This is a genomic window from Phenylobacterium sp. LjRoot225 (assembly GCF_964252855.1).
Lineage (GTDB): Bacteria > Pseudomonadota > Alphaproteobacteria > Caulobacterales > Caulobacteraceae > Phenylobacterium.
In genome coordinates this window covers 2,187,864-2,201,555 of record NZ_CAXUPL020000001.1, presented here as the reverse complement: position 1 = coordinate 2,201,555, position 13,692 = coordinate 2,187,864, and the positions used below count along the sequence as shown (strand labels likewise).

At 68.9% G+C, this 13,692-nt stretch carries 12 protein-coding genes; 8 read left to right on the top strand and 4 right to left on the bottom strand.

The annotated features are described in order from the left end of the window. Positions 1-5 precede the first annotated feature (5 nt). From ACSQ2B_RS10240 to ACSQ2B_RS10215, 6 genes are all read left to right on the top strand, one after another. Entirely contained in the window at positions 6-1,130 is a 1,125-nt protein-coding gene (locus tag ACSQ2B_RS10240; RefSeq protein WP_436049506.1) for an LLM class flavin-dependent oxidoreductase, read from the top strand. Next, the gene (locus ACSQ2B_RS10235; RefSeq protein WP_436049504.1) at positions 1,127-2,314 is read left to right on the top strand and encodes a sulfotransferase family protein; all 1,188 of its coding nucleotides are present in this window, start codon (positions 1,127-1,129) and stop codon (positions 2,312-2,314) included. The genes ACSQ2B_RS10240 and ACSQ2B_RS10235 overlap by 4 nt, the downstream gene beginning before the upstream one ends. A gap of 20 nt (positions 2,315-2,334) precedes the next feature. Beyond that, positions 2,335-3,147 (top strand): sugar phosphate isomerase/epimerase family protein, encoded by an 813-nt coding sequence (locus ACSQ2B_RS10230; protein ID WP_436049502.1) that lies wholly within the window; start codon positions 2,335-2,337, stop codon positions 3,145-3,147. Positions 3,148-3,308: 161 nt separating this feature from the next. After that, positions 3,309-4,532 carry a DUF1214 domain-containing protein gene (locus ACSQ2B_RS10225; RefSeq protein ID WP_436049500.1) on the top strand — a complete coding sequence of 408 codons (1,224 nt, stop codon included), beginning with the start codon at positions 3,309-3,311 and terminating at the stop codon, positions 4,530-4,532. A gap of 435 nt (positions 4,533-4,967) precedes the next feature. Continuing rightward, positions 4,968-7,313, top strand: a complete 2,346-nt coding sequence (locus ACSQ2B_RS10220) for a TonB-dependent receptor (RefSeq protein WP_436049498.1) — start codon at positions 4,968-4,970, stop codon at positions 7,311-7,313. A gap of 128 nt (positions 7,314-7,441) precedes the next feature. After that, positions 7,442-8,200 carry a FadR/GntR family transcriptional regulator gene (locus ACSQ2B_RS10215; protein ID WP_436049496.1) on the top strand — a complete coding sequence of 253 codons (759 nt, stop codon included), beginning with the start codon at positions 7,442-7,444 and terminating at the stop codon, positions 8,198-8,200. A gap of 86 nt (positions 8,201-8,286) precedes the next feature. On the opposite strand, the gene ACSQ2B_RS10210 is transcribed toward ACSQ2B_RS10215, so the two are convergent. The 4 genes from ACSQ2B_RS10210 to npdG form a co-directional block, all read right to left on the bottom strand. Next, entirely contained in the window at positions 8,287-9,198 is a 912-nt protein-coding gene (locus ACSQ2B_RS10210; RefSeq protein WP_436049494.1) for an LLM class F420-dependent oxidoreductase, read from the bottom strand. Positions 9,199-9,236: 38 nt separating this feature from the next. Beyond that, positions 9,237-10,100 carry an SDR family NAD(P)-dependent oxidoreductase gene (locus ACSQ2B_RS10205; RefSeq protein ID WP_436049493.1) on the bottom strand — a complete coding sequence of 288 codons (864 nt, stop codon included), beginning with the start codon at positions 10,098-10,100 and terminating at the stop codon, positions 9,237-9,239. Positions 10,101-10,254: 154 nt separating this feature from the next. After that, positions 10,255-10,833, bottom strand: a complete 579-nt coding sequence (gene cofC / locus ACSQ2B_RS10200; protein ID WP_436049491.1) for a 2-phospho-L-lactate guanylyltransferase — start codon at positions 10,831-10,833, stop codon at positions 10,255-10,257. Positions 10,834-11,046: 213 nt separating this feature from the next. Next, positions 11,047-11,700 (bottom strand): NADPH-dependent F420 reductase, encoded by a 654-nt coding sequence (npdG, locus tag ACSQ2B_RS10195; RefSeq protein ID WP_436049489.1) that lies wholly within the window; start codon positions 11,698-11,700, stop codon positions 11,047-11,049. A gap of 211 nt (positions 11,701-11,911) precedes the next feature. Here npdG and cofE point away from each other — a divergent pair, with 211 nt between their 5' ends. Together cofE and cofD are read left to right on the top strand one after the other, a co-directional pair. Next, a complete protein-coding gene (cofE, locus tag ACSQ2B_RS10190; protein ID WP_436049487.1) occupies positions 11,912-12,721 on the top strand; it encodes a coenzyme F420-0:L-glutamate ligase in 810 nt (269 codons plus the stop codon). Beyond that, complete coding sequence (cofD, locus tag ACSQ2B_RS10185) at positions 12,718-13,662, top strand: 2-phospho-L-lactate transferase (RefSeq protein ID WP_436049485.1); 945 nt, start codon at positions 12,718-12,720, stop codon at positions 13,660-13,662. Before cofE ends, cofD begins: the two co-directional genes overlap by 4 nt. Positions 13,663-13,692 lie beyond the last annotated feature (30 nt).

Below are 13,692 nucleotides of genomic sequence, written 5' to 3'. Positions count from 1 at the left end.
ACCGCATGACCTTTCAGCCCGCCGCCTTCCTGCGCTCGACACTTCCGCTCGGCCTCTCCGACCTCGAGACCCTGGACAGCGGCCGCTACCATTCGATCTGGGTGCCCGACCACATGGTGAGCTTCTGGCCGGATTCGATCTGGACGCCGGAGTTCACCGACCTCGCCATCTCCTCGCCGTCGCCGCACCGCCACCTCGACGGCCTGGCGGTCGCCGCCGCCGCGGCGGTGCTGACCAAGAACGTGCCGATCGCCACCTGCGTGGTCGACACGGTCCGCCGACACCCCTCTCTGCTGGCCCAGACGGCGCTGACCATCGACCACCTGTCCAAGGGCCGGTTCATCCTCGGCCTGGGCAGCGGCGAGACGGAGAACACGGTCCCCTATGGCTTCGACTTCTCCAAGCCGGTGGGGCGCTTCGAGGAGTCGCTGAAGGTCATCCGGCTGCTCTGGGAGAGCGACGGGCCGGTCGATTTCGAAGGCCAGTTCTACCACCTGCACCATGCCCGCCTGGACACCGAGCCCTACGAGGGCAGGTTCCCCAAGATCTGGATCGGCGCCAATGGCCCGCGGATGCTCGGCATCGCCGGCCGCTACGCCGACGGCTGGTGGCCGGCCGGCGCCTGGACCCCCGAGGAGTACGCGGACAAGCTCAAGGTGATCCGCCAGTCCGCCGAACAGGCCGGGCGCGACCCGATGGCCATCACGCCGGCCAACGTCAACTTCTGCCTGATCGGCGACGATGCCGAGCTGGCGGAAATCCTCCAGGCGCCGCTGGTGAAGGCGCTGGTCATGCAGATGCCGGCCGAGGTCCTGCGCCAGCGCGGCTTCGAGCATCCGCTCGGCGAGACCTGGCGCGGCATGCAGGACATCGACCCGGCCCTGTTCCCGCGGGAGCGGATCCTCGACATGCTGGACAAGGTCCAGTCGGAGGCGATCCTCTCGGTCGTCGAGCACGGTTCGCCCCAGCAGATCGCCCGCAAGTACAAGGCCTACGCCGACGCCGGCATGCGGGTGGCCAAGCTGCTCGACTACAGCGGCATGGCCGGCCTGAAGTTCGCCGCCACCTCCGCGGCCAAGGTGCGGCAGGCCGAGGACGAGCTGATGCGCCTGACGGGAGACGCAGCGTGAACGCGGTCGTCGAGATGAACACGCCCCCGCTGGATGCGGCCGCCATCCTGGCAGAGGCCAGGGCCCGCACGGGCCTGAACGACTTCGGCGACGACAGTCTGCCGGAGCGGTTCCGCCTGGCGGTGGAGTCGATCAAACAGGCCGGCATGGACGCGGCGGGCGAACGCGCCGCCGTCGAAAACTGCCTGTGGCTGCTGACGTCGCGGCTGGAGTTCTTCGAGGACCGGAAGCGCTACCCGATCGGCGAGGAGCAGATCACCGCCCCGGTGTTCGCCACCGGCGAGCCGCGCTGCGGCACGACCCTGCTGCACGCCCTGTTGTCGGTCGATCCGAACGGGCGGTCGCTGCGGTTCTGGGAGGTGATGTATCCCTCGCCGCCCCCGGGGCTGACGGGCGAGGATGATCCGCGGCGGGCGCGCGCCGACGAAGACTGGCGCGAGATCAACACCAAGCTCGCCTTCTGGCTGAGGAGCCATCCCTACAACGACATGCTGGGCGAGGGCCTGCCGGAGGACGAGCGCACCTGGGCCTTCGATTTCCGGGTGATGACGCCGACCGCCTGGTGGCGCGTGCCGATGGGCATGAAGGTCGCCGGCCTGCCGACCGACGCCTGGGCCCAGTACCGGCTGCACAAGATGATGCTGCAGCAGCTCCAGTACGCCCGGCCGAAGAAGTACTGGGTGCTGAAGGGCTTCCACAACGCCCGGCTAGACGCCTTCTTCGAGACCTATCCGGACGCGCGGATGATCTGGACCCACCGCGACCCGGTGCAGGTGATCGCCTCGCGCATCGCCATGGTCGCCGAGCTGATGGAAGGCCTGAGCGGCCACGTGGATTGGCCGGCGGTCGCCAAGCAGCAGCTGGCGATGGCGCGGGCGAGCTTCGAGGCGACGATGACCCACCCGCTGGTCAACGACCCGCGCATCCACCACGTCCGCTATCAGGACTTCGTCCGCGATCCCGTCTGCGTCATCCGCGGCTTCTACGAGACCTACGGCATGGCCTTCGGCGCGGACACCGAGGCGGCGATGCGCGACTATCTGGCGAACAACAAGGGCGATCGGTACGGAAAGTTCGTCTACTCGACGGACATGATCGGCGAGGACATCGAGGCTTTGAACGCTGAGTTCGCCCCCTATCGCGAGCGCTTCGGCATCGACATCGAGCACCGCAAGCCGGCCTAGGCCGCGCCAGGAACACCGACATGCACGAGCGGATCTCCGTCGGCGCCATCTGTTTTCCCGGCGAGCGCGCGCGCGATGTGGCGGCCCACCTGCGGGCGCTCTCGCCGCACCGGACGAGCGTGGTGAGCCCCATGCTGTTCGCCGAGGGCCTCCCCGCCGTCCACGATTTCGTGGCGGGCGGCCCCTGGACGCTTGAATACCTGATGCACCCCTTCCTGGCGCCGCGACAGCTGCCGGAGACGGAGGCCTGGGGCGAGGCGCGGGCTCAGCTCGACCAGGTGATCGCCGCGACCGAGGCCCTGGGCGGCCGCTCGATCTACATGCTGACCGGCGGCCGCGGAGGCCTCACCTGGGAGCAGGCGGCCGAGGCCTTCTGCGAGGCGATCGCCCCTTGCGTCGCCCGCGCCCGGGACGCCGGCGTGGCGCTGATGATCGAGCCCGCCTCCACGGTCTTCGTCGACATCCACATCGCCCATTCGCTGCGCGACGCGGTGCAGCTGGCGGAAATGGCTGGAATCGGCGTCTGCCTCGACGTCTTCACCTGCTGGACCGAGGCTGGACTGAAGCAGAGCATCGAGCGCGCCATGCCGCGCTGCCACCTGATCCAGGTCAGCGACTACGTGCTGGGCGACCGCGCCTCGCCCTGCCGCGCCGTGCCGGGCGACGGGGCCATCCCCCTGGCGCGCATTCTCGGCTGGGCGCTGGACGCCGGCTATGCGGGCGCTTTCGACCTGGAGCTTCTGGGGCCTAGGATCGACGCTGAGGGGCGGGTGGCGGCGTGTCGCCGGGCGGCGGCGTGGATCGGGGACTTCCTGGAGGGGCGGGGTGTTTGAGACCTGCATATGCGCCGAACGCCCCCTCAGTCGGCTGCGCCGACAGCTCCCCCGCTACGCGGTGGAGCATCTACGGCCCAGATCCTCCACCGCGCAGCGGGGGAGGTGGCTCGCGAAGCGAGACGGAGGGGGCGTTCGGCGGTGAGGATTGGAGAACTCTGATGGCGTTCCGCGACAGCCCCGACGACCAGGCCCTCAGCGAGGCCTGGAACGCCTTCTGCGAGCGATTGAAGGCGGCCGGCCAGCAGGTCTTCAAGGACTACAACCCGCCGAACGCGGTGCAGCGGGCGGACGCCTTCCGGTTCATGACGCAGAACCTCGGCCAGGCTTTCGACCTGGCGCTGGAGACCCGCAACACCCGCTATCCGGAGCTGCACACCTTCTGCAATCCGCACCGCAAGCTGGGCGGGGACTGCGCGGACTTCGTCTACCAGCAGGCCTGGATCGACGGGCAGTCGGTCTACAAGATCACCGGCAACCGCGGAACCTGCCGGTTCCTGAACATCACCGTCCAGGGCCCGCGGCCAGACAAGCAGCCGGGCACGGAGTTCCGCAGCCTGCACGAGCCTTTCGGCGACATCCCCGAGGCCAACCTGTTCGGCCAGCAGCTGCAGACCGCCTGGGACGGGAGCTTCGAGCTCTACATCGGCGGGCCCGAGCGTGGCCCCAACTGGCTGCCGACCACGCCCGGCTCGCGCAAGCTCTTCCTGCGCCAGGGGTTCGACCGCTGGGAGGAGCGGCCGGCGACCCTGCGCATCGAGCGGATCGGCATGAGCGAGCCCCGGCCCATGCCGACGCCCGGAGAGATGGTCGAGGCGATGGACTGGGCGGGCCGCTTCGTCGAGGCGGTGATGACCGACTGGCCGGACCACCCCTTCATGATCGGCGCGGTGAACCCCAAGACGCCGAACGTCTTCCCGGGCGCGCTCGGCGATCCGGGCGACAAGAAACGCGGGCGCGCGGCGGCCAACATGTACTGGGAGATTGCGCCCGACGAGGCCCTGGTCGTCGAGTTCGACAGCCACGACGGCTTCTGGATGCTGTCGAACATGGGGGTGTTCTTCAACAGCATGGACTATCTCTACCGGCCGGTGAGCTATACGCCCAGCCGCACCAAGGTCGACGCCGACGGCGTGATCCGCCTCGTCCTCAGCCACGACGATCCCGGCTACCACAACTGGCTGGACACCCAGGGCTTCGTGCGCGGCAACCTGACCTACCGCAACCTGCAGAGCGAGAACTCGGCGGACTTCCGCACCCGGCTCGTCAAGCGCGACGCCCTGGCCGAGGCCCTGCCGGCGGACAGCGCCAGGGTCACGCCCGAGGAACGCGCCCGCCTGCTGCACGCCCGTTTCGACGGCATCCGGCGGCGCTACAAGCTCTGATCCAAGGTCGGGCGCCGCGGCGCTCGACGATCGGTCGGTGAAGGTCGCCGGGGAGAGCCCGGCGTTCGAAGTTGCGTGTCTTCGCGGCGCCGCGCTCCAGTGCGAGCCGCAGGCGTTCACTCCCTCCTCGCGGCGGCCCTGTGCGGCCCCTCCAGTCGTCGCCTCGACGCTCGCGACCTGTTCGCGCGGCCGCTCCCTCCCCGTTCGCCCAAGCCGGCCTTTCGATCGCGTGCCCAGTCCGCTGCGTCAGTCAAATTAGTAAGACAGGTTTGGCGGGCGATCTCAGCCACTCGAAAATCTCCGGAATCTTTTGTGGCTCACAAATGACTGTGTCCTTTCGTTTTTTTAGACTCCGTAGTAGGGCTCGCTCAACACCGCTATCGTCCCAGAAGGGCGAAGATGTCAGGCAACAAGGGGGGATTGATGACAAGAGGTATGTCGCTCGTACTCGCGAGCGTGAGCGTCGCGGCGATTTCGACCGCGGCCATGGCCCAGCCGGCGGCCAGCTCTTCCGACGACGCCATGCTGAGCGAGATCGTCGTCACCGCACGGCGCAAGGCCGAGAGCCTGCAGACGGTGCCGCAGACGGTGAACGCCGTGACCGGCAACACGCTTCAGAAGCTGAACATCCAGAAGTTCGAAGACGTCCAGGCGATCGTGCCGGGCCTGAACCTGTCGTCCGGCAACACCGGCTACACCACGGCGGCTACCATCCGCGGCGCCTCGTTCCAGGTCGAATCCGGGGCAGCGCCGACCGTCGCCTTCTACCTCAACGAAGCCACTATTGGGTCGAGCTTCCTGTTCCAGTCGATGTTCGACGTCGGCCAGATCGAAGTGTTGCGCGGACCGCAGGGCACGCTGCGCGGCGCCTCGTCGCCCTCTGGCGCGATCACCGTCACGACGGCCCGGCCGAACCTCAGCGACGTCGGCGGCGTGGGTAACCTGGCGCTCAGCGACCAGGGCGGACGCAACCTTAACGGGGCGCTGAATCTGCCGATCATCAAGGAGGTCCTGGCCTTCCGGGTCGCCGGGATCATCGACGACAACCATTATGATCAGGTCCGCAGCATCAACAACGGCCTCAAGCCGTCGTCGAAGTCCTGGGGCGTGCGTCCGAGCCTGCGGTTCGAGCCGAACGACAACCTCGCCGTCAACCTGATGTACCAGCACTACAACCGTGATCTGATCGCCTTCGATCCCGTCGAATCGCTGTCGCTCGTCAATCCCGCCGCGCCGGTCGTCGGGCCGGTCATCCACGCCGGGGACCGGCTGGGCATCACCGACGGCGCGCGGACCAATCGCCAGAAGCAGGACATCGTCACCGGCAACGTCGACTATCGGTTCGCCGGCCAGAAGCTGAGCTACGTGGGCTCCTGGAGCAAACAGGACATCGTCGCCTTCTCGCCCAGCGACGCGGGGAACGCCTTCAAGGGCCGGGAATACGGTCAGACCCTGCATTCGCGGGCGAAGCAGACGACCAACGAAATCCGCCTGGCTTCGGACGAGCGGCTGTTCGGCCAGTTCGACTACACGGTCGGCGCCTATCTGAGCGACTTCAACCCGCCCAGCGACCTGGTCAGCCAGAGCGCCATCACCATCGGCAACAACCTGGTGTCGATCGTCAACACGCCGATCCAGCGGCGCGGCAAGTCCAAGGAACGGTCGGTCTTTGGCAATGCGACCTGGCATCTTGGCGACGCCACCGAACTGTCCGGCGGACTGCGGCACATCTGGTACCAGGACAGCGGATCCCTGGTCGTCAATGGCGCCGCCTTGCTCAATACGCACAGCAAGGACGAGGCGACGGTCTACAATGTCTCGCTGTCGCATAAATTCAGCCAGGACGTCCTGGTTTATGCGAACACCGGCAGCGCCTTCCGTCCGGGGCCGTTCTTCGTGGGCGTGTTCCGTCCGCTGACGCCGAGGCTGCAGAAGTACACGGACCTCGAGAACGAGAAGTCGAAGTCCTATGAGCTGGGCTTCAAATCGACGATGCTCGACAAACGGCTCCTGTTCAACGCCGCGGTCTACCACCAGGATTTCAAGAACTTCATCTATCGCGGCCCGGCGATCTGGTACGTCGACCTCAACGCGACCGGCGCGCGGCCGAACACCTTCAACTTCGGCTCGAGCGTCGACGCGAAGATCGACGGCGTTGACGTCGATGCGGCTTTCCAGGTGGCCCAGGGGTTCAACATCACCGCGGCGTTCAGCTACGCCAAGAGCAAGATGAAGAACCAGCTGATCCCCTGTACGGACCTCAACAGGGACGGCGTTCCGGACTCCAATGCGGTCACCCCGACGCTGGCGCAGCTGCAGGCGTCCAGCGGCGGCGAAGCCGTCGCCGAATGTCGGGTGAAGGATGCGATCTCGCAGACGCCGAAGTGGAGCCTGGTGCTGCAGTCGGAATACGCGAGGCCGCTCAACGACAGCATCGACGGCTATGTGCGCGGCCTGCTCTCCTATTATCCGAAGAACAAGCAGGATCCCTACAACCCCTACGACAACGTCAGCGACTACGGCCTGCTGAACGCCTACGCCGGCGTTCGCAGCAAGGACGGCGGCTGGGATGTGTCGCTCTACGCCAAGAACCTCACCAACACGCGAGAGGTCCTGAGCCGAAGCAACGGCGTCCTGACCACCGGGGTGCAGCAGCTGCAGCCGCCGACCTTCCGCACGGCGGTCGGCGGGACGATCTCCAGCTCCTACCTCGGCCCGATCCGGCTGACGCCGGTGCGCGAGGTGGGCGTGAACCTGCGCTACGCCTTCGGCTCGCGCTAGGCGACAGACTCCCTACTTGGCCGGACGGCGTGGGAGGTCGTCCGGCGCCTTTTCGCATGACCTGCCGCCATCTTGTTGCGAGGAGCGCGGCATGCGACCTAGCTTGAGAGCGGTCGCTGATCGTCGCCATGTCGGGATTGCCTGTGAAGCCAGCCATCGCCAGCGACTCCAGGGCGCTGCTGTCCGCAGCCCAGGGCGAGGAGCCCGGCGAACGCCTGGCCGACCGGGTCTACGGCCAGCTGCTCGCCTTCATCCTCGAACAGAACCTGGATCAGGGCGACCGCCTGCCGTCGGAGCACGAGCTCAGCAGGCTGACTGCGGTCTCGCGGCCGATCGTTCGAGAGGCGCTCACCCGGCTGCAGGGCGATGGCCTGATCGAGTCGCGGCGCGGCGCCGGGTCCTTCGTGCGCCAGCGGCCAGCGGAGCGCATGATCCAGCACCTGCTGCCGGCGCAGGTGCGGGCCAGGCTGGACACCTTCGAGATTCGCATCGCCGTAGAGCCGGTCGCCGCCCGGCTGGCGGCGCTGCATCGCACGGAAAGCGAGCTGCTGGCGATCAAGGCCGCGACGGCGGACCTGGTGGCCGCGCTCGCCGCGGGCGAGCCGGCCGGCGATCATGACCTTCACTTCCACCGGGCGATCGCCGAGGCGTCGCACAACCCGATGTTCCGCCTGACGCTCGACGCCCTCGACGCCCGTGTCGAAGGCCTGATCGTCCCCAGCCTCGCGCTGGCGGCCGACGGCGCGAAGGAGCGCGCCAAGCGCGTCGAGCTGGAGCATGTGGTCGTCGCCGAAGCGATCGAGCGCGGCGAGCCCGAGGTCGCCGAGGCCGCCATGCGTCTGCACCTGCTCCGCGCCCGCAGCCGCGCCATCGCGATGCGCTGGTGAGCGGCCCCCTGCCGGCCCCGAGCCCCCTCATCCGACCCGCTTGGCGGGCCACCTTCTCCTACATCGGGAGAAGGGCACCCGCGGCCTCAGCCCAGCTTGGAGATGACCTCGGCGCTGAACCTCTCGGCCCGATCGATCCATTCGGCCCGCGTGCTGACATGGAAGTTGGTCGCCGCCGTGCTCACGCCCAGCTCCGCATAGCCGCTGAGCTTGTCGATCAGGTACTGCGGGCTGGTGTCCTCGCCGGTCTGGTTGATGCTGGCGAGCACGATCTCCGGCGGCGTCTCGCGACCGATCTTTTCGCAATGGGCGCGCATGTAGTCGATGCCAGTCGCCAGATCCATTTCGTCGGTCATGGCGGTGGTGCGGCTGGTCGAGGAGATGGCGGCGGGCGTGAAGAAGGGGTTCCAGCCGTCGGCGAGCTCGACGGCCCGGCGGATCGCGCGCTTGGAGTTGCCGCCGATGTAGATCGGCGGGTGCGGCTTTTGCAGCGGCAGCGGCACGATGCGGTTGCCGAGCGCCTCGTAGCCGCTGCCCTTGAAGGTGAATTCCTCGTTGGTCCAGGCCGCCTTCATCGCGAGAATGTACTCGTCCATGATGTCGTTGCGGCTGTCGAAGTCGGCGCCGAGCGCCTTGTACTCGCCCTTCAGATAGCCCGCCCCGACGCTGAGCGTGACCCGGCCGCCGGAGAAGACGTCGAGGCTCGCGATCGAACGCGCGGTGATGAAGGGGTTGCGGTAGGGCAGGACCAGGATGCCGGTCTGCAGCCGCACCCGCTTGGTGTGGGCCGCGATCAGCGACAGCATGACGAAGGGGTCCTGGGCGTGGTGGCCGCCCGCCTCCAGCCAACGGCCGGTGGGGCAGGGGTGGTCGGTCACCAGGGCGGCGTTGAAGCCGGTGCGATCGAGGACCGCGCTGACCTCGGCGACCGCTTCCGGCCGGACAAACTCCTCAGGCGCGTCCGTCCGGTCGAACGGCATGGTGACGTTGATCTTCACAGGCGCTTCCTCGTTTTTCTCTGCGATAATTCTGTCGTTCAGGCCGGATCTGCGGCGACTTCGCTCAGAACCCACTTGCCGGTGCTGCTTCGCACCCAGCCGCCGGACGCCCAGGTCCCACCGTCCACCGGCAGGATGACGCCGGTCACATAACTCGCCATCGGCGAGCACAGATAGAGGGCGGCGTCGCCGCACTCGCTCTCCAGGCCGCCCCGGCCGAGCGGAATGCGCCGGGCCATGGTTTCCTGCTGCCGCGGCGTGAACGGGATCCAGGTCGCCGGATCGACCGGGCCCCTGTGATTGCCCCGCAGGCCGGGCGTCGGGGTGAAGTCCGGGGCGATGGCGTTGACCCGGACACCGTGGTCGGAAAGCTCGATCGCCATCGTGCGGGTGAAGTTGTTCATGCCGGCCTTGCAGGCGGAATAGACCGCCGCATAGGGCGCGGCGCGCGAGGCCTCGATGCTGGTGACGTTGAGGATGGCGCCGCCGCGGCCGCCCTTGATCATGATCGGAACCGCCGCCGAGGTGGCCGCGAACATGCTGATCAGGTTGAGGTCGACATGCTTGCGCCAGGACCGTTCGGACTGTTCGAGGAACGGCCGCATGGTCACGCCGCCGGCGTTGTTCACCAGGATGTCGAGCCGACCGAATTCCTCGACCGCGCGCGTCACCAGGGTCTCGACCTGGGCGGTGTCCATGACGTCGGTGGGCAGGCCGATCGCCCGGCGGCCGAGTTCGCGCACGCGCTCGGCGGTCTCCTCGCAGCGCTCGGGGACGATGTCGCCGATGACCACGTCGGCGCCGGCTCCGGCGAAGGCCAGCGCGATGGCCCGGCCGATGCCGCCGCCGCCGCCCGTCACCACGGCGACCTGGTTTTCCAGGAGCTTATCGCTGGGAACCATGTTCTCACACCTCGCGCATTGGGCCGCCCTTGCACGAGCGGTCTGGCGCGGACCTCCCCTTGGATCCTCGCGGGCCGAACTATGTGGGCCGGTCTGAAGGCGGTCAACGCTGGCAGGCCCCTGAGATCGCCGCGGCGATATATTGATCAGGTGTTCAAGTCTTTGCGGCCTCGGCGAGGTCCTCCGGCTCGTCGACATCCAGCCCGAGGGTCTCCGAGCGGATCACCTCGAGCGCCAGGCCAAGGCGCGCGGCCTCGGCGCTGTGCCGCGCGAAGCTGTCCGTCCCGTACTGGAAGTGGAAGTCCTGGGCCGCCGGAAGGGGCAGGGACAGGGCGTTGGTGCCGGTTCCCCTCCGGTCCGGGGCGACGCCCAGACGTCCGGGCGCCAGGCGGGCGAGCGCCTCGACGTCCGCCACGCTGACGCGCGGCAGGTCGCCGGCCAGGATCACCAGCCGGTCCACGCCCGCGGCCGCGGCGGCCGGCAGGGCGGAGGCCAGCGCTGCGTTGAGGCCGCCGCCGGGGTCCGCCAGCCGCCGCATCGCGCCGGCGAGGCCATGGCTGGAGGGGCCGAGCAGCACCACCTCGTCCACGTCGGGCGCGGCGGCGGCGGTCTCGACCACATGGCGAAGCATGCGCGCCACGAGCTCCCGCCGCGCGGCCTCGCTGAGCACGGGGCTCAGCCGCGTCTTGCAGGCCTCGGGCGCCTTCACGGGCGTCAGGACCCAGCGGCTCATGGCGGCGACGCGGTCATCGGTGGGGATGTCTCTTCCTTGCTCAACACCCTTCTCCCCTTGTGGGAGAAGGTGGCCCGCGAAGCGGGTCGGATGAGGGGTCTCTCAGAACTCTCGGGTGGCGGCGAAGCTTTCGAGGCGGAGATCATCTTCGACCCCTCCTCCGTCGGGCTTGCGCCCGACACCTTCTCCCACAAGGGGAGAAGGGCCTGCGCCTTACGAAATCGGCGGCGCCGTCGTCAGGCCGGTGAAGCGGACGCCGGCGCCGTCGGCCTTATAGGTCTTGTTGAAGAAGATCAGGATCGACGTCAGGGCTTCGGCCGCGGCGGAGTTGGCGAGCGAGCCGGCGGCCAGCCCGCGCAGGCCCATGCTCGCCACCAGCGAGACCACCTCGGTCCGCGCCTCGACGTCGTCGCTGAACACCAGCACGTCGCAGTCGACGCCATGGCCTTCGGCGAGCTTGTGCGCGGCGACGTTGTGGAAGGCCGAGACCAGCCGCACGTCCGGCCCAAGGTGCTCACGCGCCTCCAGCGCCGCACAGCCGGCGGCGGGCAACTGCACCCGCATTACCTTCGGTGGGACCAGCGGGACAGTGGTGTCGATGACGATAGCCTGGCCGACGGCGTCCTTGATGTCGCGCAGGGTGCCGGCCTGGGCGGCGTAGGGCACGGTGACGATAACGAAGTCGGCGCCGGCCGCGACCTCGGCGTTCACGCCGTGGCCGACCTGGCCGCCCAGCTCGGCGGCGTGTTGGGCCGCGGACTCGGCCTTGCGCGAGCCGATCGAGACCTGATGGCCGGCCTTCACCAACGACCTGGCGATCGCCGAGCCCAGATCCCCGGTGCCGCCGACCACAGCTATCTTCGCCATTCCCTGTTTCCCTCAGTCTTGTTCGTTGGTGCGATGTCTCCCGCCATACCCTGGATCGGCGGGGAGGCAAGGTTGCATTCGCGCGACGCATCGGTCATGCCTGGACGCAACTCGCCGTGCGATAGGCCGGCCACGCGAAACCCCGGACGTTGAAGCTGGCCGAAAGGGCCGTCCGCTCCACGTCGCAGCTCCCCCCGGGTCTGAGACCATAATGGACGACGTGAACGCCAAGGAGACGGCGCGCCGCAGCGCCCGGCCTCTGAGCGTCCTGCCGCTGGAAGGCCTGCCGATGTTCGGCCCGGGCTTCAGCGTGGCCGGCGAGGTGGCCGCCGCCGCCGCCCGCCAGGGGACCCCGATCGCCGCGGGGGACGTGGTGGTGCTGGCCCAGAAGATCGTCTCCAAGGCCGAGGGGCGGATCGTTCGGCTGCACGACGTCGAAGCCGGCGAGGCGGCGCAGACCCTCGCGGCCCAGACCGGCCGTCCCGCGCCGCTGATGCAGCTCTTGTGCGACGAGAGCGAAGCGCTGGTCCGCACGACGCCGATGGTGGTGATCACCCGGCATCGCACCGGCCACGTCGCCGCCAACGCCGGCATCGACGCCTCCAATGTCGAGGGCGGGGACGAGGACACGGTGCTGCTCTGGCCGGTCGATCCCGACGCCAGCGCCCGGGCGATCCGCGCCGAGCTGAAAGCCCAGACCGGCGTCGCGCCGGCGGTGGTGATCGCCGACAGCCTGGGCCGCGCCTGGCGGATGGGCACGATCGGCACGGCGATCGGCGTCAGCGGCCTGACCGTCATCGACGACCGGCGCGGCGAGACCGACCTCTTCGGCCGTACGCTGCAGGCGACCCTGGTGGCGGTGGCCGACAGCCTGGCGGCGGCGGCGGTGCTGGTGATGGGCGAGGGGGCCGAAGGCGTGCCCGCCGCCATCGTCCGCGGCGCGGACCGCTTCGTCAGCGATGCGGACGGCCCCGGCGCGGTCGCGGGTCTGCGTCCGCTGAAGGAGGACCTGTTCCAATGAGCGGGCGCCATGTTCTCGCCCTGTGCGGCGGCGTCGGCGGCGCCAAGCTGGCGGCCGGGCTGGCCGCCGTGCTGCCGGCCGAGCGGCTGACCATCGTCGTCAACACCGGCGACGACTTCGAGCATGTCGGGCTGGCGATCTCGCCGGACATCGACACCGTGGTCTACACCCTGTCCGGCCTCTCCGACACGGTGCGCGGCTGGGGCGTCGCGGACGAGAGCTGGCAGGCCATGGCCCAGCTGGGCCGGCTGGGCGAGCCGCAATGGTTCCAGCTCGGCGACCGCGACCTCGCCATGCACATCGCCCGCACGCACCGCCTGCGCGAGGGCGAAACCCTGTCGCAGGTAACGGCGAGCCTCGCCGCCAGCCTCGGGATCGCGGCGGCGATCATTCCGATGACCGACGATCCGGTGCGCACCAAGGTCGAGACCGACGACGGCGTGCTGGACTTCCAGCGCTATTTCGTCGCCGAACAATGCCGCCCGGTGGCCCGCGCGATCGGCTTCGCCGGCGCGCTCGAGGCCCAGCCGTCGCCGGGCTTCGCCGCCGCCCTGGCGCGGGAAGACCTGGGCGCGGTGATCATCTGCCCCTCGAACCCCTACCTCAGCATCGATCCCCTGCTGTCGCTGCCTGGCGTGCGCCAGCGGCTGGCCAGCCTGGCCGCGCCACGGGTGGCGGTCTCGCCGATCGTCGCGGGCCAGGCGATCAAGGGGCCGACAGCCAAGCTGATGACCGAGCTGGGCGCGAGCGTCGACGTGGTCGGGGTCGCCCGGCACTATCACGGCCTCATCGACCAGCTGATGATCGACGAGGCGGACCGCGCCGAGGCGCCCGCCATCGAGGCGCTTGGCCTCGCGGCGGTCGTTGCGCCTACCATCATGAGGTCGCATGCCGATCGCGTGGCTTTGGCGGAGGCGACGCTCGCCGCGGCGGGCGTCTGATCGAAGTGCGGCCGCACAGAGCTGAAAACA

What these genes read in the sequence shown, in the direction of transcription:
- ACSQ2B_RS10240 (WP_436049506.1), top strand. Translation starts at nt 6, where the DNA reads ATGACCTTTCAGCCCGCCGCCTTCCTGCGCTCGACACTTCCGCTCGGC.
- ACSQ2B_RS10220 (WP_436049498.1), top strand. Translation starts at nt 4,968, where the DNA reads ATGTCGCTCGTACTCGCGAGCGTGAGCGTCGCGGCGATTTCGACCGCG.
- ACSQ2B_RS10225 (WP_436049500.1), top strand. Translation starts at nt 3,309, where the DNA reads ATGGCGTTCCGCGACAGCCCCGACGACCAGGCCCTCAGCGAGGCCTGG.
- ACSQ2B_RS10215 (WP_436049496.1), top strand. Translation starts at nt 7,442, where the DNA reads ATGTCGGGATTGCCTGTGAAGCCAGCCATCGCCAGCGACTCCAGGGCG.
- ACSQ2B_RS10230 (WP_436049502.1), top strand. Translation starts at nt 2,335, where the DNA reads ATGCACGAGCGGATCTCCGTCGGCGCCATCTGTTTTCCCGGCGAGCGC.
- cofE (WP_436049487.1), top strand. Translation starts at nt 11,912, where the DNA reads ATGGACGACGTGAACGCCAAGGAGACGGCGCGCCGCAGCGCCCGGCCT.
- ACSQ2B_RS10205 (WP_436049493.1), bottom strand. Translation starts at nt 10,100, where the DNA reads ATGGTTCCCAGCGATAAGCTCCTGGAAAACCAGGTCGCCGTGGTGACG.
- cofC (WP_436049491.1), bottom strand. Translation starts at nt 10,833, where the DNA reads ATGAGCCGCTGGGTCCTGACGCCCGTGAAGGCGCCCGAGGCCTGCAAG.
- npdG (WP_436049489.1), bottom strand. Translation starts at nt 11,700, where the DNA reads ATGGCGAAGATAGCTGTGGTCGGCGGCACCGGGGATCTGGGCTCGGCG.
- cofD (WP_436049485.1), top strand. Translation starts at nt 12,718, where the DNA reads ATGAGCGGGCGCCATGTTCTCGCCCTGTGCGGCGGCGTCGGCGGCGCC.